The sequence below is a fragment of the Glutamicibacter sp. MNS18 genome (assembly GCF_026107515.2).
GTDB lineage: Bacteria > Actinomycetota > Actinomycetes > Actinomycetales > Micrococcaceae > Glutamicibacter.
The window spans coordinates 143,126-166,335 of record NZ_JAPCHW010000002.1 but is presented as its reverse complement, the minus strand read 5'-3'; the positions used below and the strand labels follow the sequence as shown (position 1 = coordinate 166,335).

Genomic DNA, 23,210 nt, shown 5'->3' with positions numbered 1-23,210 from the left:
GGCGATGCGGCCGCGCCCGGTGGGACACCGAAGCCCGTCCGGTGGATTCCCGATCGTCGATGAGGTGCTGAACTGCCGGGCAGACGCAGCCGGCCTTGCCCGAGCGGGCAGTGCCCTTTCCGCCCAGGCACGCATACGACGGATTCCACGGCGTGTTCCCGCGCTTCCGCTTCCGGCGACCGCTTCGTTCTTCCGAGGGGAACCGAACTACCTACCGGCGGAACGGTCCTCCGGTACGAAATAGGGGCGTTCACCCTCGACCCTGACCATCGCGCCCGCAATCCGGGCACCGGATAGCGGTGTACTGTTGAGCATCTCGCCCCGCGGCCCGGCGTCCCAGCTGACCTGCTCCAGCGATTCGTTGCCGACCCCGCGCCAGCGAATACGGCGGCCCTGACGGTTAAGCACCTCGCGCACCCGGTACGGGTAGATGTTGCGGCCATCGCGACGGTGGCCTGGTGCTGGATCGGTTCCTTCCATGAGCCGCACGGGACGTGATCCCCAACCGCTCAGCCCAAGGATCCGGATCGTGGAACCGACCGGGATCAGCTCGTCGTGGACGTGTTCGCCGAATATCCAGGGCTGGTTCGCCTGCTGGATCAGTTCACGCTGCCCCAGGGAGTTGACCGCCTCGATCCCGTGGGTCTCACAGTTATCGTCAACCTTGACGAAGCTATTGAGGAACTCATCATCCTCCTCGGGCTTCCGGTCTGGCTCCGGGGCACACGCACACCCGGCGGCCGCGGCCTCGCTACGCAGCACCACCCCACTGAGCGCACCGAAGCGGATCGGGGAGCCGAGCGCCGTGTGCACCGGAACACTGAGCACCAGGTGTCCAACGAAACGCCTGGCGATCACCCGGATCAGCACCAGCAGCACCCAGAACAGCAGTCCGGTCAACCCGTACACCAGGGTTTCCAGGTGCTCGGGATTGATCAGCTCCACCTGTAGCCGCGCGTCGCCCAGGAAACTCACCATTGCCTTGATGGCACCGAACGCTACCGCACCCGAGGCCAGTTTCGCCAGGCCCCGGTTGACCTCGTGACGGGCCGTACAGCGTTTGAGCTCGCCGGCGTCAATGGACAACTGCCGTGAAGCCTGCAGTCGCCAGCCACGGAGCAGCAGACAGAACCGGAAACCGGTTATCGCCGCGGCCAGTCCCAGGGTCAGGAAATACACGGCGAGCACCTGCAACGGGACGGCGAAAGGACCGTCCCGCAGCCCGGTGATATACAGCAGTGCGCCGGTGATGACCAGCGCCACCCACGGGGCCAGACGGCCTGCGGCCAGGCCCACAATGCTCAGGGTCACCAGGCCCACGATCATGGGCCAGGAACCGATGCGCCCGGAGACTGGTTCCATACCACCGACCATGAAGGACCAGATGAACAATCCCAGCAGGGGTATCCAGCTACCCGCAACCAGCACCCAGTCGGGAATGGTCCGGGGAACGGCCTGCCACTGATCCACGCTGACTTCATGGTAGGGGACGGTGAGACGACCGGGGGGACCTGCCACCCCAACCGATACCTGCTGGAGCATCGAACCCGCCCTTCCACTGGATGTGTCACCCGGTTTTTTCACCGGAATATACTAAGTTCAGGATAGTCGGGGCCTTTGGGTTGGGTGGTCAGCACGAAGGGCGATCTTTGAGAGGGTGACGGATCAGCATTCGGGATGATGAGCCGAGGATGCGGACCATACCGGAGGCTCCTTCGGGACCGGGAAGGATCACCGGCGACGTCGTGGGGCCCCCGGTTCCGGCCCACGTCCGGCATCGGGGGTTTCCCAGGTTGCGGTTAAAAGACCGATGGCGGGCCCCGCCCCGCAAGGGGGTGGACCCGCCATGGTTCAGCTGGCGTTACCTGCCAGCCGGCAACGACTAGTTGCCGGTCAGCTTCTCACGCAGTGCGGCAAGTGCCTCGTCCGATGCCAGGGTACCGGCATCAGCGGTGGCCACCGGCTCGGAGGAGTACGAAGCCGGAGCCGGCTCGGCCGGAGCCGATTCGGCGGTGGCGTCGGCGTTGAGGGCCTCGGCAACCTGCTTCTTGTGGGCTTCCCAACGCTCCTGCGCGGCAGCGTACTGTGCTTCCCATGCCGAACGCTGGGTCTCGAAGCCTTCGAGCCATTCGTTGGACTCCGGGTCGAAGCCCTCCGGGTACTTGTAGTTGCCCTCGTCGTCGTACTCTGCGGCCATGCCGTAGAGTGCCGGATCGAATTCGGTGCCCTCCGGGTCCACGCCTTCGTTGGCCTGCTTGAGGGACAGCGAGATGCGGCGGCGTTCCAGGTCGATGTCGATGACCTTGACGAACAGCTCGTCGCCCACCGAGACAACCTGCTCGGCCAGCTCGACGTGGCGCACGGCCAGCTCGGAGATGTGCACCAGGCCCTCGATGCCGTCTTCGACGCGAACGAACGCACCGAATGGAACCAGCTTGGTGACCTTGCCCGGGACAACCTGGCCCAGGGCGTGGGTGCGGGCGAAGGTCTGCCAAGGATCTTCCTGGGTGGCCTTCAGCGACAGCGAGACACGCTCGCGGTCCAGATCCACTTCCAGGACCTCGACGGTGACTTCCTGGCCAACTTCGACAACCTCTGATGGGTGGTCGATGTGCTTCCAGGACAGCTCGGAAACGTGCACCAGGCCGTCGACGCCACCCAGGTCCACGAAGGCACCGAAGTTGACGATGGAGGAAACAACGCCCGGGCGAACCTGGCCCTTTTCCAGCTTGTTGAGGAAGGTGGAGCGGACCTCGGACTGGGTCTGCTCAAGCCATGCACGGCGGGACAGCACCACGTTGTTGCGGTTCTTGTCCAGCTCGATGATCTTGGCTTCGATTTCCTGGCCGATGTATGGGGCCAGGTCGCGCACACGGCGCATCTCGACCAGCGATGCCGGCAGGAAGCCGCGCAGGCCGATGTCCAGGATGAGGCCACCCTTGACAACCTCGATGACGGTACCGGTAACGACGCCGTCCTCTTCCTTGATCTTTTCGATGTCGCCCCAGGCGCGCTCGTACTGTGCGCGCTTCTTGGACAGGATCAGGCGGCCTTCCTTGTCTTCCTTGGTCAGGACCAGGGCTTCGACGTTGTCGCCGACGGTGACAACGTCACCCGGGTCAACATCGTGCTTGATGGAAAGCTCGCGGGAAGGGATGACACCTTCGGTCTTGTAACCGATGTCGAGCAGGACTTCGTCGTGGTCGACCTTGACGACGGTGCCTTCGACGAGGTCACCATCGTTGAAGTACTTGATGGTGGCATCGACGGCGGCGAGGAAGTCCTCAGCAGATCCAATGTCGTTGATGGCAACGACTGGGGTGCTGTGCTTCTCGTTCGAGGTGATGGTCATGTAGTAGGGACTCCGATGTGGATAGATTATGGTCAGTCGAAACCCCGGAAGCCCCGGAATTTCGAACGGGTCAAGCGTACATGCGGACATGACAAGGCCATGACGCGCTGTTCAAGTCTACGCGCCCGGCGGACATCGGGTCAAAGCGGAATCCGCCAACAACGTCCCACCCTCTTTGTGAAGTTAACCACAATTGCGGAGGGTTCGGCTCCCGATGCCTCAGGCTTTCCGCACATCGCTAAGCCGCAGCAGGGCCAATTCCTGCTCCTGCAGCGATTCCAGTAACCTGGGCAACCCGGCGGCCATCCCTTCGCCGGTGTGCCCGTCCGGCTGGTTGAAGTGCCCGATCCCGACGTCGCCGGCCCCCATCGACCGCACCTGGGTCGCTACGGTGCCGGCCGGGAACGTCGCCCCGGCATCCAGGTTCACCGTGAAGTTCATCGGTACCAGTCCCAGGGCACGGGTGAGCTGTGCGCACAACTCGTCCATATGCGCGGTGCCGCAGCGGAAGAACCGCGCCTGGATGCCGAACTCCCCCGCCAGGTAGCGCTGGTTTTCCATGACCTCGTCATAGGCCTCGGCGATCGATCCGGTTCCCGGGATACCGTAGGCGCTCTGGCCGCGACTGGCCAGCGGTTGATGGGTGCTGCCGTGGTTGGCGATCTCGAACAGCGGGTCCGCGGCCAACTCGGTCACCAGGGTGGGGTTGGCTCGGGCCCAGCGCTGGTTGAGAAACAGCGTAGCCGGTGCCCGGTGCCGGCGCAGGGTGTCGAGCAGTTCCCCGTCGTACCCGTTGCCTTTCCCGCCCCCACAGGCATCGAAAGTCAGGGCCGCCCCGCGGGCGCCGTCCGGTAAGCCCAGTTGCACCCCGGTGACCTCCAGGCCGAAATCGCCTGCCGGACGCGAAGCGAACCGGTCGATGGCCGCTTGGCGCCCCAGCGGCTGCGGGGTGCTGCTGGCCGAGGGCCCGGGTGCGGGACCGGAGCTAGATGCTACCGGCAGCTGCGGTTCGGTGGTGCAGGAGGCCAGGGCCAGGGCGCCGACACCCAATGCGGCTCCCAGCAGGCTGCGGCGGCCCAGTCCGGTAGCGGGTAGGTCGTTCTCGGTCATATCCCTAGAAATCGGTGTAGCAGTACGGGGTCGTGCGGGTCGAAAAGATCCTATCCAGGGTGTCCAAGATCGCTGGATCTCCAGCTTCCAGCACCCCGGCGCCGGCCAGGTGGCTGGCGCTGCGGGTCCCCAGATAGAGGGTGGCCAGGTCCCGCACATCCAGTTGCGCATCAAAATCGCTGGCTTCCGGCAGGCGCGAGGCGTTGCCCTGCCCCTGGGATACCTCGACCAGCCAGGTCCCCGCGGCGTGGCCGAGCCGGTCCACCACTTTCAGCCGGATACTGCCATCGTTCAGGTAACCTCGCCCGGCCAGCGCCGCCGGCAGATCCAGGATGCGTAGCCAGAGGTGGTCCCAGAGCGAAAGGACCTTGTAGCTACGCGAATCAACCAATGCACTGGGCAGGACGTCACCCACCGGACCGTATCCGGTGACCTTCTTGATCAGGTCGTGGTCGCCCAGGTACTCGACCAGGTCACGGCGCACCGCGGGCGTGCTGGCACACAGCATGGCGATTTTCATCTGCGCCGGTTCCTGGTCCCAGCCGGCGAATCTGTAGGTCATGAACCCGTCGGGCTGCCCTTGGCCGTCCAGGTGCAGGGCGGCGCGCAGGTCCCTGGCCGGTTTCAGATCCTGGTAGTTTTGCCAACGCCCGGTGGCTTGCCCGTAGTCGAAGCTGGCGTTGCTCAGCGACCCGTGTGTGTTCCGGTGCTGTGCGGCCAGCAACTGGCAAACCTGCCCTTCCAGGGCGGAGGGGGCCAGCTCGATCACCGTACCGGTGCTCGGTGCCCGCATTCGCGCCCCGGTGGACACGTCCAGTTCGAAACGCACCCGTTCGGTGACCCTGCCGAAGCCGAAGCGTCCGTAGATGGTCGCCTCGGAGGCGGTCAGCGCCGCCAACGGGATCCGCGCGTCCACGGCCCGCTGCAGGTCCGCGGTGATCATCGCCCGCAGGATCCCGCGGCGACGGTAGGCCGGGGTGACGGTCACCGCACTGATCTGGTTTACCGGCAGCAGTGCTGGCCCTCCCACGTTGATGGTTCCGGGAAAGGCCAGGTAGGTGCCTACCGGCACGTCGGCGTGGAGGCTCGGTGCCACCGCGTCCTGGTCGTAGGCGGCGATGTAGACCGTCTGGTCGGCGACGTCCAGTTCGGTGAGCGTTTTCTGTTCCGCGTCATCGGACTCCGGCTCGTAGAACCCCCGGGCTATCGCCCGGGAGAAGGACGCGGCGCGGGCGCTGGGCACCCCGTCGGGCATTTCGGGCCCAAAGATCTCCACCCGGATGGTTCCCGGTTCGCTGCTGCCCATCTGCCCGCCCCTTTGGAGGTTGCCGATCATGGCTGGCCACGCCATCGCTTGCGTGGCCAGCACCTGGTTTCTAGTGTCCCGCCTCGTGCCAGGACCTGCCAACACCAGGCTGGACATCCAACGGGACCTTCAGCTCGGCGGCCCGGCCCATTTCCCGGGTCACCAGTTCCTGGACCGGTTCCAGCTCGCCCGAGGCGATCTCCAGGACCAGTTCGTCATGCACCTGCAGCAGCATCCGTGAACTGTAGCCGCCGGCCCGCAGTTCCTCGTCGATGCGCAGCATGGCCAGTTTAAGCAGGTCCGCAGCGGACCCCTGGATCGGGGCGTTCAGTGCCGCGCGCTCGGCGATATCACGCAACCGGCGGTCCGAGCTGTTCAGTTCCGGCAGGTAGCGGCGGCGACCGAAGATGGTCTCGGTGAAACCGTCCTTGCGGGCCGCGTCCACCACCGAGCGCAGGTAGGTGCGCACCGCACCGAAACGGTCGAAGTAGTCCTTCATCAGGGTCCGCGCCTCGTCAACCGAAATCTTCAGCTGCTTGGACAGCCCGAAGCTGCTCAGCCCGTAGGCCAGACCGTAGCTCATCGCCTTGACCTTGGAGCGCATTTCCGAGGAGACCTCTTCCGGATCCACGTTGAACACCCGCGAACCCACGTAGCGGTGCAGGTCCTCGCCGTTCTGGTAGGCCTCGATGAGCCCCTCGTCGCCGGAGAGGTGCGCCATGATGCGCATCTCGATCTGCGAGTAGTCCACGGTCAGCAGGGTTTCGTAGTCCTGGCCGACAACGAACACATCGCGGATGCGCCGACCCTCCTCGGAGCGGATCGGGATGTTCTGCAGGTTCGGGTTCAGGCTGGAAAGCCGTCCGGTCGCGGCGACCGTCTGCGCGTAGGTGGTGTGGATGCGCCCGTCATCGGCGATGGACTTGCGCAGCCCCTCCACGGTCTGGCGCAGCTTGATCGCATCCCGGTAGGACATCAGCGCCACCAGGAACGGGTGCCCGGTCTTGACCAGCAGGTCCTGCAGCGATTCGGCATCGGTGGTGTACCCGGTCTTGATCTTCTTGGTCTTGGGCAGTTCCAGTTCCTCGAAGAGCACCACCTGCAACTGCTTGGGGCTGGAGAGGTTCACTTCGTGGCCGATCGCCGCAAAGGCTTCGGTTGTCGCCTGCTCCACCTGGCCGGTGAAATGGTCGTACAGTTCATCGAGTTTCGTCCGGTCCGCCGCGATACCGGCCCGTTCCATATCGAACAGCACCTTGACCAAGGGCAGTTCCATATCCTTCATCAACTGGGCCGCGTGCTTCTCCTCAAGCCGTGCGGCCAGGAAACCGGAGAGTTCGTTGACCGCCTGGCACTGGGCCAGGGTGGCGGCCTTCAGTTCCTCGTCCACCCCCAGCCCGAGGTCGAGCTGGCCCTTCTTGTCGGGTTTGACCACCGGCACGGTGAGCTTCAAGTGGTACTGGGCCACATCGGCCAGGTCGTGGCTGCGCCGGTCGGGCTGGATCAGGTACGCTCCGATCAGGGTGTCATCCACCACCCCGTCCAGTACGAGCCCGCGGTCGGCCAGCAGGTGCATGGTGGCCTTGGCATCATGCAGCACCTTCGGCGCCGTGGCATCGGCCAGGTAGGCGGCCAGGGCCGCGTCAGTCTCGGCATCCGCCTCCCCCAGGACCACCCAGGCCGAGTCGGTGCCGTGGGTCAACGCCAAGGCGGCGGCTTCTCCCCCGGACACGGCCGGGTGGATCGCCACCTGGTTCCCGTCGGTGGCCTTCAGGAATTCGGCGATCGCCGCGGCCGAGGACAGTTCGGTGAGCGTGAACTGCACGACCTCGCGGTCGTCCTCCGCCTCATCCGCGGCAAACAGGTCGAACATGCGTTTGCGCAGGGTATTGAATTCCAGTGCGTCGAACAGGTTCTCAATGGCTTCGCGGTTGGGGTTTTCCAGCACGGCCTCGTCCAGGGTCACCGGCAACTCCAGGTCGCGGCGCAGTTCGTTCAGCCTGCGGTTGCGTTTGACGTTCTGAACGTGCTCACGCAGGCTGTCGCCGACCTTGCCCTTGATGGAGTCGATGTTCTCAAGGATTCCGTCCAGATCGCCATAGAGCCCCAGCCATTTCGCGGCCGTCTTGGGGCCCACGCCGGGCACGCCGGGCAGGTTGTCCGCGGTTTCGCCCACCAACGCGGCCAAATCCGAGTAGCGTTCGGGGCGTACGAAGTACTTGGCCTCCACCGCGTCGGCGTCCATCGGCGGGATATCGCTGATGCCCTTTTTCGGGTAGAGCACCAAGGTGGTCTCGTTGATCAGCTGGAAGGCATCACGGTCACCGGAAACCACCAGCACCTTAAAACCGGCGTTCTCGCCCTGGTGGGCTAGGGTGGCCAGGATGTCATCGGCTTCGTACCCGTCCAGGGTGATCGAAGGGATGTTCATCGCCTTCATGACTTCCTGGATCAGGTCGATCTGGCCGTAGAACTCCTCCGGGGTCTTATTGCGCCCGCCCTTGTACTCGGTGTATTCCTCGGAACGGAAGGTCGGGGTGTCCAGGTCGAAGGCCACAGCCACGTGAGTGGGCTTCTGCTGGCGGATCATGGTCAGCAGCATGGAGACGAATCCGTGCACTGCATTGGTATGTTGCCCGGTACTCGTTGCGAAGTTTTCCGCGGGCAGGGCATAGAAGGCACGGAAGGCCATTGAGTGCCCGTCGATAATCAGCAGTCGGCGGTCCGTGTCGGACGTCAAATTGGTTGTTTCACTCACCCTGCCAGCCTAGTGGCCATGGGCGACAATTTCACTTCCCGCACCGCGTGATCTTCGGATGGTGTCGGCTACCTGGCCAACCGGTAGCGCACCTCGCTCACCTGGCCATCGCGATCGATCCGATTAATGAACTCGAACCGGCTGCGGTTGCCGGAAGTGAACAGGTTGATCCCATCGCCCAGGACCACCGGCACCGTCACCAGGTGCAGCTCGTCAAGCACCGCTGATTCCAGGAACTTACCGGCCAGCTGCGCCCCACCGACAATCCAAACATCCTTGGTTCCGGCGCTTTGGGCGATATCTCGGGCCCATAGGGCCACGTCCCCGCGGACGAATGTCAGATCCGCGCCTTCGGTGGAGGGCAGTTCATGGTGGGTGAAAACCCATACCGGTTTGTCCCCGTACGGCCAGGGTTCACCGTCGCTGGCGAGCTTCTTGACCAGCCACAGGTAGGTTTCCCCGCCGAAGACCAATGCGCCGACGCCCGCGAAGAATTCCTCGTAGCTTTGACGCACCCCCGCCTCGTGGTTGAAAGCCTCAAGCCAGGACACGTCTCCGGTGGAATCGGCGATGAAACCGTCAATGGAGGCACCCACATAGTATTTGAAGCTCGTCATGGCTCTACTATATGGGTGCCTCCACTGCCGAAGGAAGTTCAGGTTACCTAGGCGATTTATATACCCAGGATGTTCCGGCTGAGTACCGGGACGATCAGCACGATACCGAAGAGCACGATCAGTCCGCAGACCCCGAAACTGGCGAAGGCGCCGGCGCGGTTCAGCTGCTCATGGCGGTGCTCGTCGCGGGCCACCGCCAACAGGCGCACCCCGAAGGAGTAGGCGCAGACGATCAGCAGTGCCGAAATCCAGGTGGTGATGGCGACAATCAGGAATGCTCCCCAGTCGATGCTCATTTCTTACCCCCCAGTTCTGCCTTCTTCTTTGCCTTGGCCGCGGCCTCGGCGGCGCGTGCCAGCTTGCGGCGTTCCTTCTTTGAGCGGATCTTCACAGCGGAGCCGGAGGTGTCGATATCCGAGATCGCGTTGTCATGGCCCACCACCTCGCGGCGCGAGAGGATCCAGAACAGCAGCAGGATACCCACACCCAGCACGCTGACAATGACCGTGCCGGAGGCACCCAGGCGCATCACCAGTGCGGCTACGGCGCCGACCACTGCGGCTGCCGGAAGCGTGAACAGCCAGCCCAGGCCGATGCGTCCGGCGGTTCCCCAGCGAACCGCGGCACCCTTGCGCCCCAGACCGGAACCGATCACCGAACCGGAGGCGACCTGGGTGGTGGACAACGCGAACCCCAGGTGCGATGAGGCGAGGATCGCGGAGGCGGTGGACACCTCGGCGGAGAATCCCTGTGCCGGCTTCACATCGGTCAGGCCCGAACCCATGGTGCGGATAATCCGCCAGCCACCGGTGTAGGTGCCCAGGGCGATCGCGAAGGCGCAGGTGGCGATGACCCAGAAGTGGGGCCCGGTGCCGGCTTCCTGCATACCAGCCGCGACCAGGGTCAGGGTGATGACGCCCATGGTCTTCTGCGCGTCATTGGTCCCGTGCGCCAGCGCCACCAGCGAGGATGAGAAGATCTGGCCGTATCGGAAACCGCCGCGCTTCGGCGAGGCGCCGGCCTGGCGTTTGGTGATGGCATAGGCCATCTTGGTGCACATATATGCCGACACGCCGGCGATCAGCGGGGCGCACAGGGCAGGCAGCAACACCTTGCTCATCAGCACGCCACCGTCGATGGCACCGAACCCGGCGCCGACAATTGCCGCACCGATCAGGCCGCCGAACAAGGCATGCGAGGAGCTGGAGGGCAGGCCCAGAAGCCAGGTCAGCACATTCCACAGCACCGCTCCCATCAGGCCGGCGTAGATCATTTCGGGTGAGATCAGCACACCCGAGTCGCCTTCCTTGATGATGCCACCGGAGATGGTCCGGGCAACCTCCGTGGACAGGAATGCACCAACGAGGTTGAGGACAGCAGCGAGCAGCACAGCCTTTTTGGGTGTGATTGCGCCGGTCGCGATTGGAGTGGCCATCGCGTTGGCCGTGTCATGGAAACCATTGGTGAAGTCAAAGAACAACGCCAGGGCAATGACCAGGACGACGATGAGCGTCAAATCCATTGAATACCAGCCTGAGGGTCGAACGGCTAAGGAAAATTTCTATCGGTCCCAACGCGCGCAAATCCCCCGAGAATGTAGGCGGGGCGGCAGAGGGCCAGTTCAATCATATGGCTCTGCGCCGATGAGTCAATCCGCCACTGCAACCGCCAAGGGGCAAACTTTCGGTGAAGTTCCGGTGAACACCGCCGATGTTATGAGGAAGCTAACACGGCTTCCGGGCCCAACCCGTGATCGACAGACGGTCGAGGATTCCCTGCCGACCAAAAAAATCCCCGGCAGAACAATCGAATGTTCTGCCGGGGATCAATGGCTTGGTGCCCAAGGTGGGACTCGAACCCACACATCTTTCGATACCGCATTTTGAGTGCGGCGCGTCTACCGATTCCGCCACTTGGGCTGGCACTTCTAGAATATTACTGGACGTTTTTTGGATTTCCTAATCGACGCGACCGAGTCACCCGCGATCTGTTTGCGCCAGCCAAGTAGAATTAGAAGAGAAACCCAAGAAATCTTGCCACACGCCAGCCAACGTTGCCTTCCGTGAGCCTGGACACAAACCCGTCAGTAGAAAAGGAAACACCATTGAGCGAGCTGCCTGACATCACCAAGATCCCCGCGGAAACACCAAGCCAGGCCCGTCGTGTCCTGGTGGCCGAGGACGAGACCCTGATCCGCCTGGATATCGTCGAGATCCTGCGCTCCGAGGGTTACGATGTGGTGGCCGAGGTCGACAACGGGGAAAGCGCCATCGAAAAGGCCCGCGAACTGAAGCCTGATCTGGTGCTCATGGACGTGAAGATGCCGGTGCTCGATGGCATCAGTGCCGCGGAGACTATCGTCAAGGAACGGATCTGCCCGGTGGTCCTGTTGACCGCCTTCAGCCAGAAGGAATTGGTGGACAGGGCCCGCGAGGCCGGGGCCATGGCCTATGTTGTCAAGCCGTTTACCGAGGCCGATCTCACCCCGGCAATTGAAATCGCCATTTCCCGCCATGACGAGTTGCGCGCCCTGGAAGAGGAAGTCGGCAACCTGGCCGAGCAGTTCGAGACCCGCAAGCTGGTGGATCGGGCCAAGAGCCTGCTGATCACCAAGATGGGTCTGACCGAGCCCGAGGCGTTCCGCTGGATCCAGAAGACCTCCATGGACCGCCGACTGAGCATGCGCCAGGTGGCCGAGACCGTGGTCGACCAGGTCAAGTAGGCCCACTGGGGCATCCGGCCGCCGGCCGGGCCATGAAGCCAGGCTGCGGCCTTCCCACCGGTAGCGGTGGGAAGGCCGCAGCCTTTTTCGCTACCCATCGTGCCCGCAGGCACGATGGCCATCGAGAGAACACAAAACCCCAGGCTTGTTGTCGATCAGCCGGGCCCGGAAGGTCACCTTAAAAGACCGCGGGTACCACACCCCCGTGTCAGGGGGCTGGTACCCGCGGATGCCCTGGGCTAGATGGAGGTGCCGCGCACGTTCTCCGGGGCCCATGGCCCGACCTTCTCGCGGTCCGGCATCGGCTTGCCGTCCACCAGTTGTCCGGCATCGGCCAGGTCACCGACCTTGTGGATGCGCAGCGAGTTCGTCGACCCGGCCTGTCCCGGAGGGGAACCGGCCGCAATGCACACGATGTCGTTGACCTCCGCCAGCCCCTCGGACAACAGCCGCTGGTCCACCTGCGCGGTCATCTTGTCGGTGTGGTCGGCGTATTCCACCAGGCGGGCCTGCACACCCCACATCAGGGTGAGGATATTGTAGGTCTGCGGAAGCGGGGTAAAGGCCAGCACCGGACGGTGCGGACGCAGGCGGGACAGGCGACGTGCCGAATCACCGGACTGCGTGAAGGCCACGATGTACTTCGCTTCGAGCTGGTCGGCGATTTCCACCGCGGCCCGGGTGATGGCCCCGCCACGGGTCCTCGGCTTGGAACCCAGGCGTGGAATCCTATCCAGCCCGTGCTCCTCGGTCGAGGCGATGATCCGCGCCATGGTGGCCACGGTCTCCACCGGGTACTTGCCCACCGAGGTCTCCCCCGAAAGCATGACCGCATCCGCGCCATCGATGACCGCGTTGGCGCAGTCCGAGGCCTCGGCGCGGGTCGGGGTTGGTGACTCGATCATCGATTCAAGGACCTGGGTGGCCACGATCACCGGCTTGGCCCAGCGGCGGGCCAGTTCGATGGCCCGTTTCTGCACCATCGGGACCTCCTCCAGGGGAAGTTCCACACCCAAATCGCCACGGGCGACCATGATCGCGTCGAAGGCGTCGATGATTTCCTCCAGCGCCGCCACGGCCTGCGGCTTCTCGATCTTGGCGATCACCGGAAGGCGGCGGCCTTCCTCGTCCATGATCTCGTGAACGCGGGAGATGTCCCCGGCGTTGCGCACGAAGGACAGGGCGACCATGTCCACCCCGGCGCGAATCGCCCAGCGCAGGTCATCCTCGTCCTTCTCACTCAGTGCCGGAACGTTGACCGCCACCCCGGGAAGGTTGATGCCCTTGTTGTTGGACACCTCCCCGCCGACGACGACCTCGGTCTCCACACTGGTCCCGTCCACGCCGACCGCGCGCAACTGGACCTTGCCGTCGTTGACCAGGAGCATGTCCCCGGGCTTCACGTCGCCGGGCAGACCCTTGAAGGTGGTGGAGCACAGGTTGCGCTCGCCTTCGATGTCCTCGATGGTGATGGTGAACTTCTCGCCGGGTTCCAGGATGTACTTCGCGTCGTCACGGAAACGACCGAGGCGGATCTTCGGGCCCTGCAGGTCGGCGAAGATGCCCACGGCGCGGGAAATTTCCCGTGCCGCGTTGCGGACATTCTCCAGGTTCTTGGCGTGTGTCGGGTGATCCCCATGGCTCATGTTCAAGCGGGCCACATCCACACCCGCTTGCAACACCGCCACGGTGTCCTCGTAGCTTGAAATCGAGGGTCCCCAGGTAGCAACAATCTTTGCGCGTCTCATACCGTCAGCCTAATTTGCCTTTCAAATTTCACGGTACGCCACGACCAACCACGGTGTGATCGAGTTCGTGGCGTACCTGTGATACTCACATGATGCTGATGGCACTATCGGTGGGTGCGACCGGAGCAGGCAACATGGTGCTCCCGGTAAGTTCGCGGTCCACCGCCGCGGCAACTGAACGTCCCTCGGCGATGGCCCACACGATCAGGGACTGGCCCCGACCGGCATCTCCGGCCACGAACATCGAATCGGTGTTCGTCCGGTAGTAGCCATCACGGGCGACGTTGCCCCGGTTGTCGAAATCGATACTGGCCTGTTCATCCAACCCGGAGGTTTCCGGTCCGGTGAACCCGAGTGCGAGCAACACCAGGTCCGCTTTGATGACCCGCTCGGTTCCAGGCTTCGGGAGGCGCTTGCCAGCGACAAATTCCGTCTCTGCAACTGTAACACCGATCACGCGTCCATGCTCACCATTGAAACGCACGGTGGAGGCCAAATAGGTGCGTTCACCCCCCTCCTCATGTGCCGACTGGACCTCGAAAAGCACCGGGGTCATCGGCCAGGGGTGGGCTTCACTGCGCTCGGTGGGCGGCTGCTTGCCGATCGCCAGGGTGGTGACACTGGCTGCCTGCTGGCGCAAAGCGGTGCCGATGCAGTCGGCCCCGGTGTCGCCCCCGCCCAGGATCACCACATGCTTGCCCTTCGCGTCGATCGCCGGGGCGCTCTTCGCTCCGGCCACCACCCGGTTGTTCTCGGTCAGGAACTCCATCGCGTGGTGTACCCCATCCAGTTCACGGCCCGGGACCGGCAGCTCGCGGGGTACGGTGGCCCCGGTGGCGACGATCACCGCGTCGTAGTCGCGGCGCAGCTCATCCCAGCCGATGTCCTTGCCGATGTCGATCCCGGTGCGGAAGATCGTACCCTCGGCACGCATCTGCTCCAGCCGGCGGTCGATGATGGCCTTCTCCAACTTGAAATCCGGGATGCCGAAGCGCAGCAGCCCGCCGATCGCCTCGTCGCGCTCATACACCGCCACGGTATGCCCCACCCGGGTCAGCTGCTGGGCCGCAGCCAGCCCGGCCGGTCCGGAGCCGACGATCGCCACCCGGTACTCGGTATGCCGTTCGGGCAGCACCGGGGTGAAGTCCCCGCCGTCCATCAGGTGCTCGGCCAGTTCGGCTTCCACCTGCTTGATGGTCACCGCAGGCTGGTTGATCCCCAGCACACAGGCCGCCTCGCACGGGGCGGGGCACAGCTTGCCGGTGAGTTCCGGGAAGTTGTTGGTGGACAGCAGCCGGGCGGCGGCCTCGTCCATGCGTCCCCGGTAGGTCAGGTCGTTGAACTCCGGAATCAGGTTGCCCAAAGGGCAGCCCTGGTGGCAGAACGGGATCCCGCAGTCCATGCAGCGTCCGGCCTGTGCCTTGAGCGTGCCCGCTTCCTGGCGCTGCACCACTTCCTTGTAGTCCATGATGCGCACCGGCACCGGGCGCTTGGGCTGGGTCACGCGTTCGCGTACCTTCAGAAAACCTCGTGGATCAGCCACGGGTCACCTCCAAAATCTTGCTCCACACTACCGGCGAGTCCGGGTTCTGCCCCGATGCGGTCGCCTGGTTGCGGATTTCCTCTACGGCCGCGAAGTCACGCGGGATGATGCTGGTCAGTCGCTGGCGGGTTTCGGCCCAGTCCAGGACCAGGCGTTGGGCCAGCGGTGAGGCGGTGCGGGCGATGTGCTCGGAGAGCAGCTGGTAGATCTGCCCTGCCTCGGCCTCGTCGATTGGGCGAACCAGCAGCTCTCCCCCGGCCGCGGCCAACGGGTTGAGCCGGGAGGGATCGAAGTCCAGCACCCAGGCGGCACCGCCGGACATGCCGGCCCCGAAATTGCGGCCCGTGGGTCCCAGGATCAGGACCCGGCCACCGGTCATGTACTCGCAACCGTGTTCGCCGATGCCCTCGGCGACCAGTGTGGCTCCCGAGTTGCGCACCGCGAAGCGTTCACCCACCTGGCCGTTGATGAACATCCGGCCACTGGTGGCACCATAGCCCAGCACATTGCCGGCAATCACCTGTTCATGCGGTTCGGAGGTGGTGGCCATATCCGGATGGATGGCGATCTGTCCGCCGGAGAGGCCCTTGCCCACGTAGTCGTTCGCGTCCCCGGTCAGCTCGATGCTGACCCCGGCCGGCAGGAACGCACCCAGCGACTGGCCGGCCTGGCCGGTCAGGTGCACCCGGATGGTGTCATCGGCCAGTTCCTCGATGCCGAAGGCCCGGGTGACGTGGTGTCCGAGCAGGGTGCCCACCGATCGGTCGGTGTTGGCCACCGTCGCGGTGATGTCCACGGTGCGGCGGTCGGCCAGCGACGACTGCGCCTGGGCGAGCAGCCGGGTGTCCAGGTGGGTCTGCAGCCCGTGGTCCTGGATGGTGGTACGGCGCCGGGCGGCCGGGGCCGCGGCCGGGACGTGGGTGATCGCCCCGAGGTTCAGCCCCGCGGCCTTGTAGTGCTCGGTGGCCGTACGGGTATTGAGCAGTTCGACCCGTCCGATGACCTCGTCCAGGGTGCGGGCCCCGAGCGAGGCGAGCAGTTCGCGCACCTCCTGGGCGATGAACTCGAAGAAGTTCACCACGAACTCGGCCTTGCCGGAGAAGCGCTCGCGCAGTTCCGGGTTCTGTGTGGCCACGCCCACCGGGCAGGTGTCCAGGTGGCAGACGCGCATCATGATGCAGCCGGAAACCACCAGCGGGGCGGTGGCGAAACCGAACTCCTCGGCCCCCAGCAGCGCACCGATGAGCACGTCGCGGCCGGTCTTCAGCTGCCCGTCCACCTGCACGGTGACCCGTTCGCGCAGGCCGTTGAGGATCAGCGTCTGCTGCGCCTCGGCCAGCCCGATTTCCCAGGGGGTCCCGGCATGCTTGAGCGAGTTCAGCGGGCTGGCCCCGGTGCCGCCGTCGTGCCCGGAGATGAGCACCACATCGGCCTTGGCCTTGGCCACCCCGGCCGCGACGGTACCGATCCCGGACTCGGAGACCAGCTTCACATGCACACGGGCGGAGGGGTTGGAGCATTTCGCGTCGTGGATCAGCTGGGCCAGGTCCTCGATCGAGTAGATGTCGTGGTGCGGTGGCGGGGAGATCAACCCCACCCCCGGGGTGGAGTGCCGGGTCTTGGCGATCCACGGGTAGAGCTTGGCGGCCATCAGCTGGCCACCTTCCCCCGGTTTGGCGCCCTGGGCCATCTTGATCTGGATGTCATCCGCATTGGACAGGTACAGGCTGGTTACCCCGAAGCGGCCGGAGGCGATCTGCTTGACCGCGCTGCGGCGTTCGGGGTCCAGCAGCCGCTCGGGATCCTCACCGCCCTCCCCGGTGTTGGATTTGGCACCCAACCGGTTCATCGCGATCGCCAGGGTCTCATGGGCCTCGGCGGAGATCGAGCCGTAGCTCATCGCCCCGGTGGCGAAACGCTTGACGATCTCGGACACCGGTTCCACCTCGTCGATGTCGATCGGCGTGATGCCCTCGGTGTTGAATTCCAGCAGCCCGCGCAGGGTCTTCAGTTCACGGTCCTGCCCGTTGACCGCATCGGTGTACTGCTTGAACACGTCGTAGCGGCGGGTACGGGTCGAGTGCTGCAGCCGGAACACGGTCTGCGGGTCGAACAGGTGCGGCGGTCCTTCGCGGCGCCACTGGTATTCACCCCCGGTTTCCAGTTCCTGCAGCTCGCTGGAGCCGAAATGCTCGGGGTAGGCCCGGGCATGACGGGCACCGGCCTCGGCGGCCACCACATCCAGTTCGATGCCGCCGAGCTTGCTCGCGGTACCGGTGAAGTACTGGTCCACCACACGCTGGGACAGTCCCACCGCTTCGAAGGTCTGCGCCCCGCAATAGGAGGAGACCGTGGAGATGCCCATCTTGGACATGATCTTCAGCACGCCCTTGCCCAGCGCCTTGATCAGGTTGGTCGCCGCCTGCTGGCCGTCCACCCCCGGGATCTGCTCGTCCAGGGCCATCTCCTCCACGCTTTCCAGGGCCAGGTAGGGGTTGATGGCGCTGGCCCCGTAGCCGATCAGCAGTGCGATGTGGTGCACCTCGCGGGCGTCCCCGGATTCGATGATCAGCGAAACCCGGGTGCGGTTCGAACTCTTGAGCAGGTGGTGGTGCACCGCGGAGGTCAGCAGCAGCGACGGGATCGGTGCCCAGCCTGCCGAGGAGTCGCGGTCCGAGAGCACCAGGTAGCGCACGCCACGGTTCACCGCGGCGGAGACCTTCTCGCAGATCTCCTGCAGCCGGGCGCGCAGCTCGGATTCCCCGCCGCCGGGACGGTAGAGACCACGGACCTTCAGGGTGATCTTGCTGCCCGTCTCGTCGCGCAGGTTGCTGATCTTGGCCAGCTGGTCGTTGGTGATCACCGGGAAGTCCAGGGCGATCTGCTGGGTATTGACCTGTTCCAGGCTCAGCAGGTTGCCATCCGGCCCGATGGAGGTGGCCATCGAGGTGACCAGTTCCTCACGGATGGCGTCCAACGGCGGGTTGGTGACCTGGGCGAAGGATTGGGTGAAGTAGTCGAAGAGCAGCCGGGGGCGTTGCGAAAGCACCGCGATGGGGGTGTCGGTGCCCATGGCGCCCAGCGGTTCGGCGCCGGTGGCAGCCATCGGGGCCAGCAGGATGCGCAGCTCCTCGGTGGTGTAGCCGAAGGTCAGCTGGCGCAGTTTGACCGAGGCGGAGGTGTGCCGCACATGTTCCAGGTCCGGGTAGTCGTCCAGGGTTTTCTTGTTCTGCGCCACCCACTGCGCCCAGGGCTTGGAGGCAGCCACCGCGGACTTGATCTCGTCATCCTCGATGATCCGTCCGGCGTCCAGGTCCAGGGCGAACATCTTGCCCGGCGCCACCCGGCCCTTGGACAGGATGTGTTCCTCGGCCAGGTCGATGACCCCGACTTCGCTGGCCAGCACCAGCAACCCGTTATCGGTCACCCACCAGCGTGCCGGGCGCAACCCGTTGCGGTCCAGCACCGCCCCGGCGATCTTCCCGTCGGTGAAGCAGACCGCGGCCGGCCCGTCCCAGGGTTCGATGAGCATCGCATTGTATTCGTAGAAGGCGCGCAGGTCCGCGTCCATGGCCTCGTCGTTTTCCCAGGGCTGCGGGATCATCATCATGATCGCCTCGGTGACATCGCGCCCGGAGAGCAGCAGCATCTCGGCCACCTCGTCGAAGCTGGCCGAGTCCGAGGCGCCGGGGGTGCATATCGGGAACAGTTCCTCGGGCACCTCGCCCAGCAGTTCGCCGGCCAGTTGCGACTGGCGGGCCCGCATCCAGTTGCGGTTGCCCTTCACGGTGTTGATCTCGCCGTTGTGCGCGATGGTGCGGAAGGGCTGGGCCAGCGGCCAGGAGGGGAAGGTATTGGTGGAGAAGCGCGAGTGCACGATCGCGCAACGCGAGGCGAACCGGGTATCGGAGAGGTCCGGGTAGAACGGCTCGAGCTGGGCGGTGGACACCATGCCCTTGTACACGATCGACTGCGAGGAGAAGGAGGCGAAGTAGATACCCAGCTTGTTGTGGGCGCGGCGGCGGATGCGCCAGCATGCGGCATCCAGGGCCCGGTTGCCCGGTTCCCCGTCTGCCGGGCCGACGAACACCTGGGCGATGTACGGCATGCAGGCCGCGGCGGAGGACCCCAGTACGTGGCGGTTCACCGGCACTTCGCGCCAGCCCAGCACCTGGAGGTTCTCGTCACCGGCCAGCAATGCCAGCTCGTCGACGGCTTCGGTGCGGGAGGCCGGTTCCTGGGGCAGGAAGGCCATGCCCACGGCGTAACCGCCGGGTGCGGGAAGGGGGAAGTCGGTGACCTGCCGCAGGTAGGCGTCGGGCAGGTGCAAGAGGATACCGGCGCCATCGCCGGTCCCGGCGTCGGCGCCGATGGCGCCGCGGTGTTCCAAACGGCGCAGGGCCGTCAATGCGTGGTTCACGATGTCATGACTGGCCTCGTTGTCGAGGCTGGCAATCATCGCCAGGCCGCAGGCATCCTTTTCGGCGCCGGGGTCGTACAGACCCTGGGCGCCGGGAAGCGCGGCGAAACGGGTGTAGGGCGAGGATGGCTCCCCGCCAAACCCTGGCGAGGCGTTCAGCTGGACTCCGGTCATACTCATGAAAGTGCCTTTCGTGCATGGTGCGCCGGGGAAGGGCTGCCAACGCACGACGAAGGGCTTTTCAACAACTTCTGCCTGGCGTTGCACGCCATTGCTCCAAGGACCCCGCAAGGCCGGTATCCCGGCGGGCCAGGATGTGCTCTGCCCGGGTGCACCAGGGGTCTTGGAACTTCCCCACCGCGTTGTGGTTGTGGTGCAACGTCACGCAAACCCGTCAGGGGTGTGGCTTGCCACACGCTGCATTGGGTCTCAAATATACGCCCGTTTTATTTCTTGGCGGTGACCATTTATGTTTCAGGCGTGTTAAAAACCCCGCCGCGGTTTCGATGGGATATCGAAACCGCGGCGGGGTCCGGGCCAATGGGGCCGGCCGGTCAGGACCGGGTCGGCGGGTCGTTCTCGGTGGGGTCCGCCTGATCGGTGGATTCGGTCTGCTCGACCCCACTATCCGCCGCCGGTACCGGGGAGCGCCCGGGCAGGTGGAAGTCATCGGCCTGCTCCCCGCGCAGCCGGCCCAGCGAGTAGGCCAGGCCGATCAGGGCGCCGATGACCAGCAGGATCGCCAGCAGCTGGTGGATGCGCAGATCCAGCGGCCCCACTCTGATCACCTCGGCGGCATCGATGCGGAACACCTCCATGATGGTGCGGCCGATGCCGTACCAGATCACGTAGCAGGCGAAGAGCGCACCGCGGCGCAGCCGGTACCTCTTGTCCAGGGCCAGCAGCAACACCACCCCGGCCACGTTCCACAGCGATTCGTACAGGAAAGTCGGGTGGAACAGGGTTTCGGCCGGCAGCCCGGGCGGGAAGTTGTAGTGGTCCGGGTCGATGCGCAGACCCCAGGGCAGGGTGGTGGGCGAACCGAAGAGCTCCTGGTTGAACCAGTTGCCCCAGCGCCCGGCGGCCTGGGCCAGCAGGATCCCGGGAGCCGCCGCGTCGGCGAAGGCCGACAGGCGTACCCCCGCACGTCGGCAACCGATCCAGGCGCCCAGGGCGCCGAAGGAGATCGCCCCCATGATGCCCAGTCCGCCAAGCCACAGCTGCGGGATCTCTGCCAGGTGCGCGCTGCCCCCGCCAAGCCCCAGGTAGTACTTCGGGTCGGTGATCAGCACATGGTAGAGCCGCCCGCCGATGATGCCGAAGGGGATGGCCCAGATCGTGATGTCCCACAGCGTGTCGGCGGTGCCGCCGCGGGCCCGCAACCGGCGGCCGGTCAGCCACAGTGCCAGCACGATGCCGGCCAGGATGCACAGCGCATAGGCGTGGATGGTCAGCGGCCCCAGGGAGATCTGCGACCATTCGGTGGGTGGGGACGGGATCGCGGCAGGGATCATGCCCGGGCGCTTCCGCTCAGTTCGGCGGCCAGGGCACCCACGGCAGGCACCCCGCCATCACGCAGCGCGGCGACCAGGGCGGTGCCCACGATGACACCGTCGGCGTACGCCCCGATCTCCTCCACGTGTTCCCGTTTGGATACACCCAGACCCACGCAGGCGTATTCGGCGCCGGCGGCATGGGCCGCGGCCACCACACCCTGCGCGGCGGAGGACACCTCGGAACGCGCCCCGGTGACCCCCATGACCGATACGCAGTAGACGAACCCGCTGGAGGCCGCAACGGTCATCTCCACGCGTTGCGCCGAAGAGCTCGGGGCGACCAAAAAGACCCGTTCCAGATCGTACTTCGCACTGGCTTCCAGCCACTCGCCGGCCTCGTCGGGCACCAGGTCCGGGGTGATCAGCCCGGCACCGCCGGCCTCGGCGAAGCGCCGGGAGAACTCGTCCACGCCCATCCGCAGTACCGGGTTCCAGTAGGTCATGACCATCACCGCGGCATCGCAGCGCGAGGTGATGCCCTGGATGATCTCGAAGATCTGGTTGACCTTGAACCCGTCGGCCAGCGCGGCGGTGGTGGCCTGCTGGATGACCTCGCCGTCCATGACCGGGTCCGAATACGGGATGCCGATCTCGATGATGTCCACACCGTTCTCGGCTACCGCCACGGCGGCCTCGATGGTGGTGGCCGCGTCCGGGAACCCGGCGGGCAGGTAGGCGATCAACGCCGGGCGGCCCTCGGCCTTGGCGGCGGCGATCTTCTGGGCACTGGTGATACGTGACATCTACTTGCCTTCCTGGGCGTCGGCGGCTTGGTCCTGCGCGTCATCAAGCAGGCCGAACCACTCGGCCGCGGTGTGTACGTCCTTGTCCCCGCGTCCGGAGAGGCTGACCACGATGACCACGTCCTGCGGCTTCGCCCCGGCAGCGATCTTGCGCCCGGCGACCTTGATGGTCCCGGCCAGCGCGTGGGCCGACTCGATGGCCGGCAGGATGCCCTCGGTGCGGCACAGCGCGCGGAAGGCGTCCATCGCCTCGGTATCGGTGATCGCCTCGTAGTGCACCCGGCCGATGTCTGCCAGGTAGGCGTGTTCCGGGCCGACGCCCGGGTAGTCCAGGCCGGCGGAAATCGAGTGCGATTCCACGGTCTGCCCGTCCTCGTCCTGCATCAGGTAGCTCTTCGCCCCGTGCAGCACCCCGGGACGCCCCAGGGTGATGGTCGCCGCGGTGCGTTCGGTGTCCACCCCGTCGCCGCCGGCCTCGAAACCGTAGATCTCCACCCCCGCGTCGTCCAGGAACCCGTGGAAGATGCCGATGGCGTTCGAGCCGCCGCCCACACACGCGGTGACCGCGTCGGGCAGCCGGCCGGCCTGTTCCAGGATCTGTTCGCGGGCCTCGTCGCCGATGACCTGGTGGAAGTAGCGCACCAGGGCCGGGAAGGGGTGGCCTCCGGCGGCGGTGCCCAGCAGGTAATGGGTGGAATCCACATTGGCCACCCAGTCGCGCAGGGCCTCGTTGATGGCGTCCTTCAGGGTCTGGCTGCCCACAGTCACCGGGATCACGGTGGCTCCCAGCAGCTCCATCCGGGCCACATTCAGCGCCTGCCGGCGGGTATCCTCGGCACCCATGTAGACCACGCATTCCATACCCATCAGTGCTGCCGCGGTCGCCGAGGCAACCCCGTGCTGGCCGGCACCGGTCTCGGCGATGATCCGGGTCTTGCCCATGCGCTTGGCCAGCAATGCCTGGCCGAGCACGTTGTTGATCTTGTGGCTTCCGGTGTGGTTCAGGTCCTCGCGCTTGAGGAAGATCCGCGCCCCGCCGCAGAACTGCTCGCCGAAGCGCTTGGCCTCGGTCAACAACGAGGGCCGTCCGGAGTAGTTCTTGTTCAGTTCGCGGACCTCGGCGATGAAGTCCGGATCGTTTTTCGCATCCTCGAAGGTGCGGGTCAGTTCGTCCATGGCTGCCATGAGGGACTCGGGCATCCATCGTCCACCGTACTGACCGAAGTACGGGCCACTGGCGTTTTTCAACGAGCCGTCGGAAGTGCTCATTGGTTCCCTCTTTTCTCGCAATATATGGGCAATGCCCCCACGGCGTTCGATGTTCGCAACGGGGGC

Annotated in this window: 15 protein-coding genes and 1 tRNA gene; 1 reads left to right on the top strand and 15 read right to left on the bottom strand. The window is 65.3% G+C overall.

Annotation, left to right across the window (positions count from 1 at the left end; genetic code table 11):
* Window positions 1-207 precede the first annotated feature (207 nt).
* From OK351_RS03370 to OK351_RS03330, 9 genes are all read right to left on the bottom strand, one after another.
* Window positions 208-1,470 carry a hypothetical protein gene (locus OK351_RS03370; RefSeq protein ID WP_265155941.1) on the bottom strand — a complete coding sequence of 421 codons (1,263 nt, stop codon included), beginning with the start codon at window positions 1,468-1,470 and terminating at the stop codon, window positions 208-210.
* A gap of 412 nt (window positions 1,471-1,882) precedes the next feature.
* Window positions 1,883-3,352, bottom strand: a complete 1,470-nt coding sequence (gene rpsA / locus OK351_RS03365; protein WP_265155940.1) for a 30S ribosomal protein S1 — start codon at window positions 3,350-3,352, stop codon at window positions 1,883-1,885.
* 219 nt (window positions 3,353-3,571) lie between these two features.
* Window positions 3,572-4,462: a polysaccharide deacetylase family protein gene (locus OK351_RS03360; protein WP_265155939.1), complete on the bottom strand. Its 891-nt coding sequence runs from the start codon at window positions 4,460-4,462 to the stop codon at window positions 3,572-3,574.
* A gap of 4 nt (window positions 4,463-4,466) precedes the next feature.
* Window positions 4,467-5,768: a GNAT family N-acetyltransferase gene (gene eis, locus OK351_RS03355; RefSeq protein ID WP_265155938.1), complete on the bottom strand. Its 1,302-nt coding sequence runs from the start codon at window positions 5,766-5,768 to the stop codon at window positions 4,467-4,469.
* Window positions 5,769-5,838: 70 nt separating this feature from the next.
* Window positions 5,839-8,460: a DNA polymerase I gene (gene polA, locus OK351_RS03350; protein WP_371931369.1), complete on the bottom strand. Its 2,622-nt coding sequence runs from the start codon at window positions 8,458-8,460 to the stop codon at window positions 5,839-5,841.
* Between the two features lie 134 nt (window positions 8,461-8,594).
* Entirely contained in the window at window positions 8,595-9,143 is a 549-nt protein-coding gene (locus tag OK351_RS03345; protein ID WP_265155936.1) for a dihydrofolate reductase family protein, read from the bottom strand.
* A 56-nt stretch (window positions 9,144-9,199) separates the two neighbouring features.
* Complete coding sequence (locus OK351_RS03340) at window positions 9,200-9,439, bottom strand: hypothetical protein (RefSeq protein WP_265155935.1); 240 nt, start codon at window positions 9,437-9,439, stop codon at window positions 9,200-9,202.
* Entirely contained in the window at window positions 9,436-10,665 is a 1,230-nt protein-coding gene (locus OK351_RS03335; protein WP_265155934.1) for an inorganic phosphate transporter, read from the bottom strand. Before OK351_RS03335 ends, OK351_RS03340 begins: the two co-directional genes overlap by 4 nt.
* Before the next feature lie 312 nt (window positions 10,666-10,977).
* A tRNA-Leu gene (locus OK351_RS03330) sits at window positions 10,978-11,062 on the bottom strand.
* A gap of 185 nt (window positions 11,063-11,247) precedes the next feature.
* Here OK351_RS03330 and OK351_RS03325 point away from each other — a divergent pair.
* Window positions 11,248-11,865: an ANTAR domain-containing response regulator gene (locus tag OK351_RS03325; protein ID WP_265155933.1), complete on the top strand. Its 618-nt coding sequence runs from the start codon at window positions 11,248-11,250 to the stop codon at window positions 11,863-11,865.
* A 239-nt stretch (window positions 11,866-12,104) separates the two neighbouring features.
* Here OK351_RS03325 and pyk read toward each other — a convergent pair whose 3' ends face one another.
* The 6 genes from pyk to trpB form a co-directional block, all read right to left on the bottom strand.
* Window positions 12,105-13,613, bottom strand: a complete 1,509-nt coding sequence (gene pyk, locus OK351_RS03320) for a pyruvate kinase (RefSeq protein ID WP_265155932.1) — start codon at window positions 13,611-13,613, stop codon at window positions 12,105-12,107.
* An 85-nt stretch (window positions 13,614-13,698) separates the two neighbouring features.
* A complete protein-coding gene (locus OK351_RS03315) occupies window positions 13,699-15,156 on the bottom strand; it encodes a glutamate synthase subunit beta (RefSeq protein WP_265155931.1) in 1,458 nt (485 codons plus the stop codon).
* Window positions 15,149-19,756 carry a glutamate synthase large subunit gene (gltB, locus tag OK351_RS03310; protein ID WP_371931367.1) on the bottom strand — a complete coding sequence of 1,536 codons (4,608 nt, stop codon included), beginning with the start codon at window positions 19,754-19,756 and terminating at the stop codon, window positions 15,149-15,151. The genes OK351_RS03315 and gltB overlap by 8 nt, the downstream gene beginning before the upstream one ends.
* A 374-nt stretch (window positions 19,757-20,130) precedes the next feature.
* Window positions 20,131-21,090: a prolipoprotein diacylglyceryl transferase gene (gene lgt / locus OK351_RS03305; RefSeq protein WP_265155930.1), complete on the bottom strand. Its 960-nt coding sequence runs from the start codon at window positions 21,088-21,090 to the stop codon at window positions 20,131-20,133.
* Window positions 21,087-21,875 carry a tryptophan synthase subunit alpha gene (gene trpA / locus OK351_RS03300; protein ID WP_265155929.1) on the bottom strand — a complete coding sequence of 263 codons (789 nt, stop codon included), beginning with the start codon at window positions 21,873-21,875 and terminating at the stop codon, window positions 21,087-21,089. Before trpA ends, lgt begins: the two co-directional genes overlap by 4 nt.
* Complete coding sequence (trpB, locus tag OK351_RS03295; RefSeq protein WP_265155928.1) at window positions 21,876-23,144, bottom strand: tryptophan synthase subunit beta; 1,269 nt, start codon at window positions 23,142-23,144, stop codon at window positions 21,876-21,878.
* Window positions 23,145-23,210 lie beyond the last annotated feature (66 nt).

What these genes read in the sequence shown, in the direction of transcription:
- polA (WP_371931369.1), bottom strand. Translation starts at nt 8,460, where the DNA reads ATGGCCTTCCGTGCCTTCTATGCCCTGCCCGCGGAAAACTTCGCAACG.
- OK351_RS03360 (WP_265155939.1), bottom strand. Translation starts at nt 4,462, where the DNA reads ATGACCGAGAACGACCTACCCGCTACCGGACTGGGCCGCCGCAGCCTG.
- trpA (WP_265155929.1), bottom strand. Translation starts at nt 21,875, where the DNA reads ATGTCACGTATCACCAGTGCCCAGAAGATCGCCGCCGCCAAGGCCGAG.
- eis (WP_265155938.1), bottom strand. Translation starts at nt 5,768, where the DNA reads ATGGGCAGCAGCGAACCGGGAACCATCCGGGTGGAGATCTTTGGGCCC.
- trpB (WP_265155928.1), bottom strand. Translation starts at nt 23,144, where the DNA reads ATGAGCACTTCCGACGGCTCGTTGAAAAACGCCAGTGGCCCGTACTTC.
- OK351_RS03345 (WP_265155936.1), bottom strand. Translation starts at nt 9,143, where the DNA reads ATGACGAGCTTCAAATACTATGTGGGTGCCTCCATTGACGGTTTCATC.
- gltB (WP_371931367.1), bottom strand. Translation starts at nt 19,756, where the DNA reads ATGAGTATGACCGGAGTCCAGCTGAACGCCTCGCCAGGGTTTGGCGGG.
- pyk (WP_265155932.1), bottom strand. Translation starts at nt 13,613, where the DNA reads ATGAGACGCGCAAAGATTGTTGCTACCTGGGGACCCTCGATTTCAAGC.
- OK351_RS03340 (WP_265155935.1), bottom strand. Translation starts at nt 9,439, where the DNA reads ATGAGCATCGACTGGGGAGCATTCCTGATTGTCGCCATCACCACCTGG.
- OK351_RS03335 (WP_265155934.1), bottom strand. Translation starts at nt 10,665, where the DNA reads ATGGATTTGACGCTCATCGTCGTCCTGGTCATTGCCCTGGCGTTGTTC.
- rpsA (WP_265155940.1), bottom strand. Translation starts at nt 3,352, where the DNA reads ATGACCATCACCTCGAACGAGAAGCACAGCACCCCAGTCGTTGCCATC.
- lgt (WP_265155930.1), bottom strand. Translation starts at nt 21,090, where the DNA reads ATGATCCCTGCCGCGATCCCGTCCCCACCCACCGAATGGTCGCAGATC.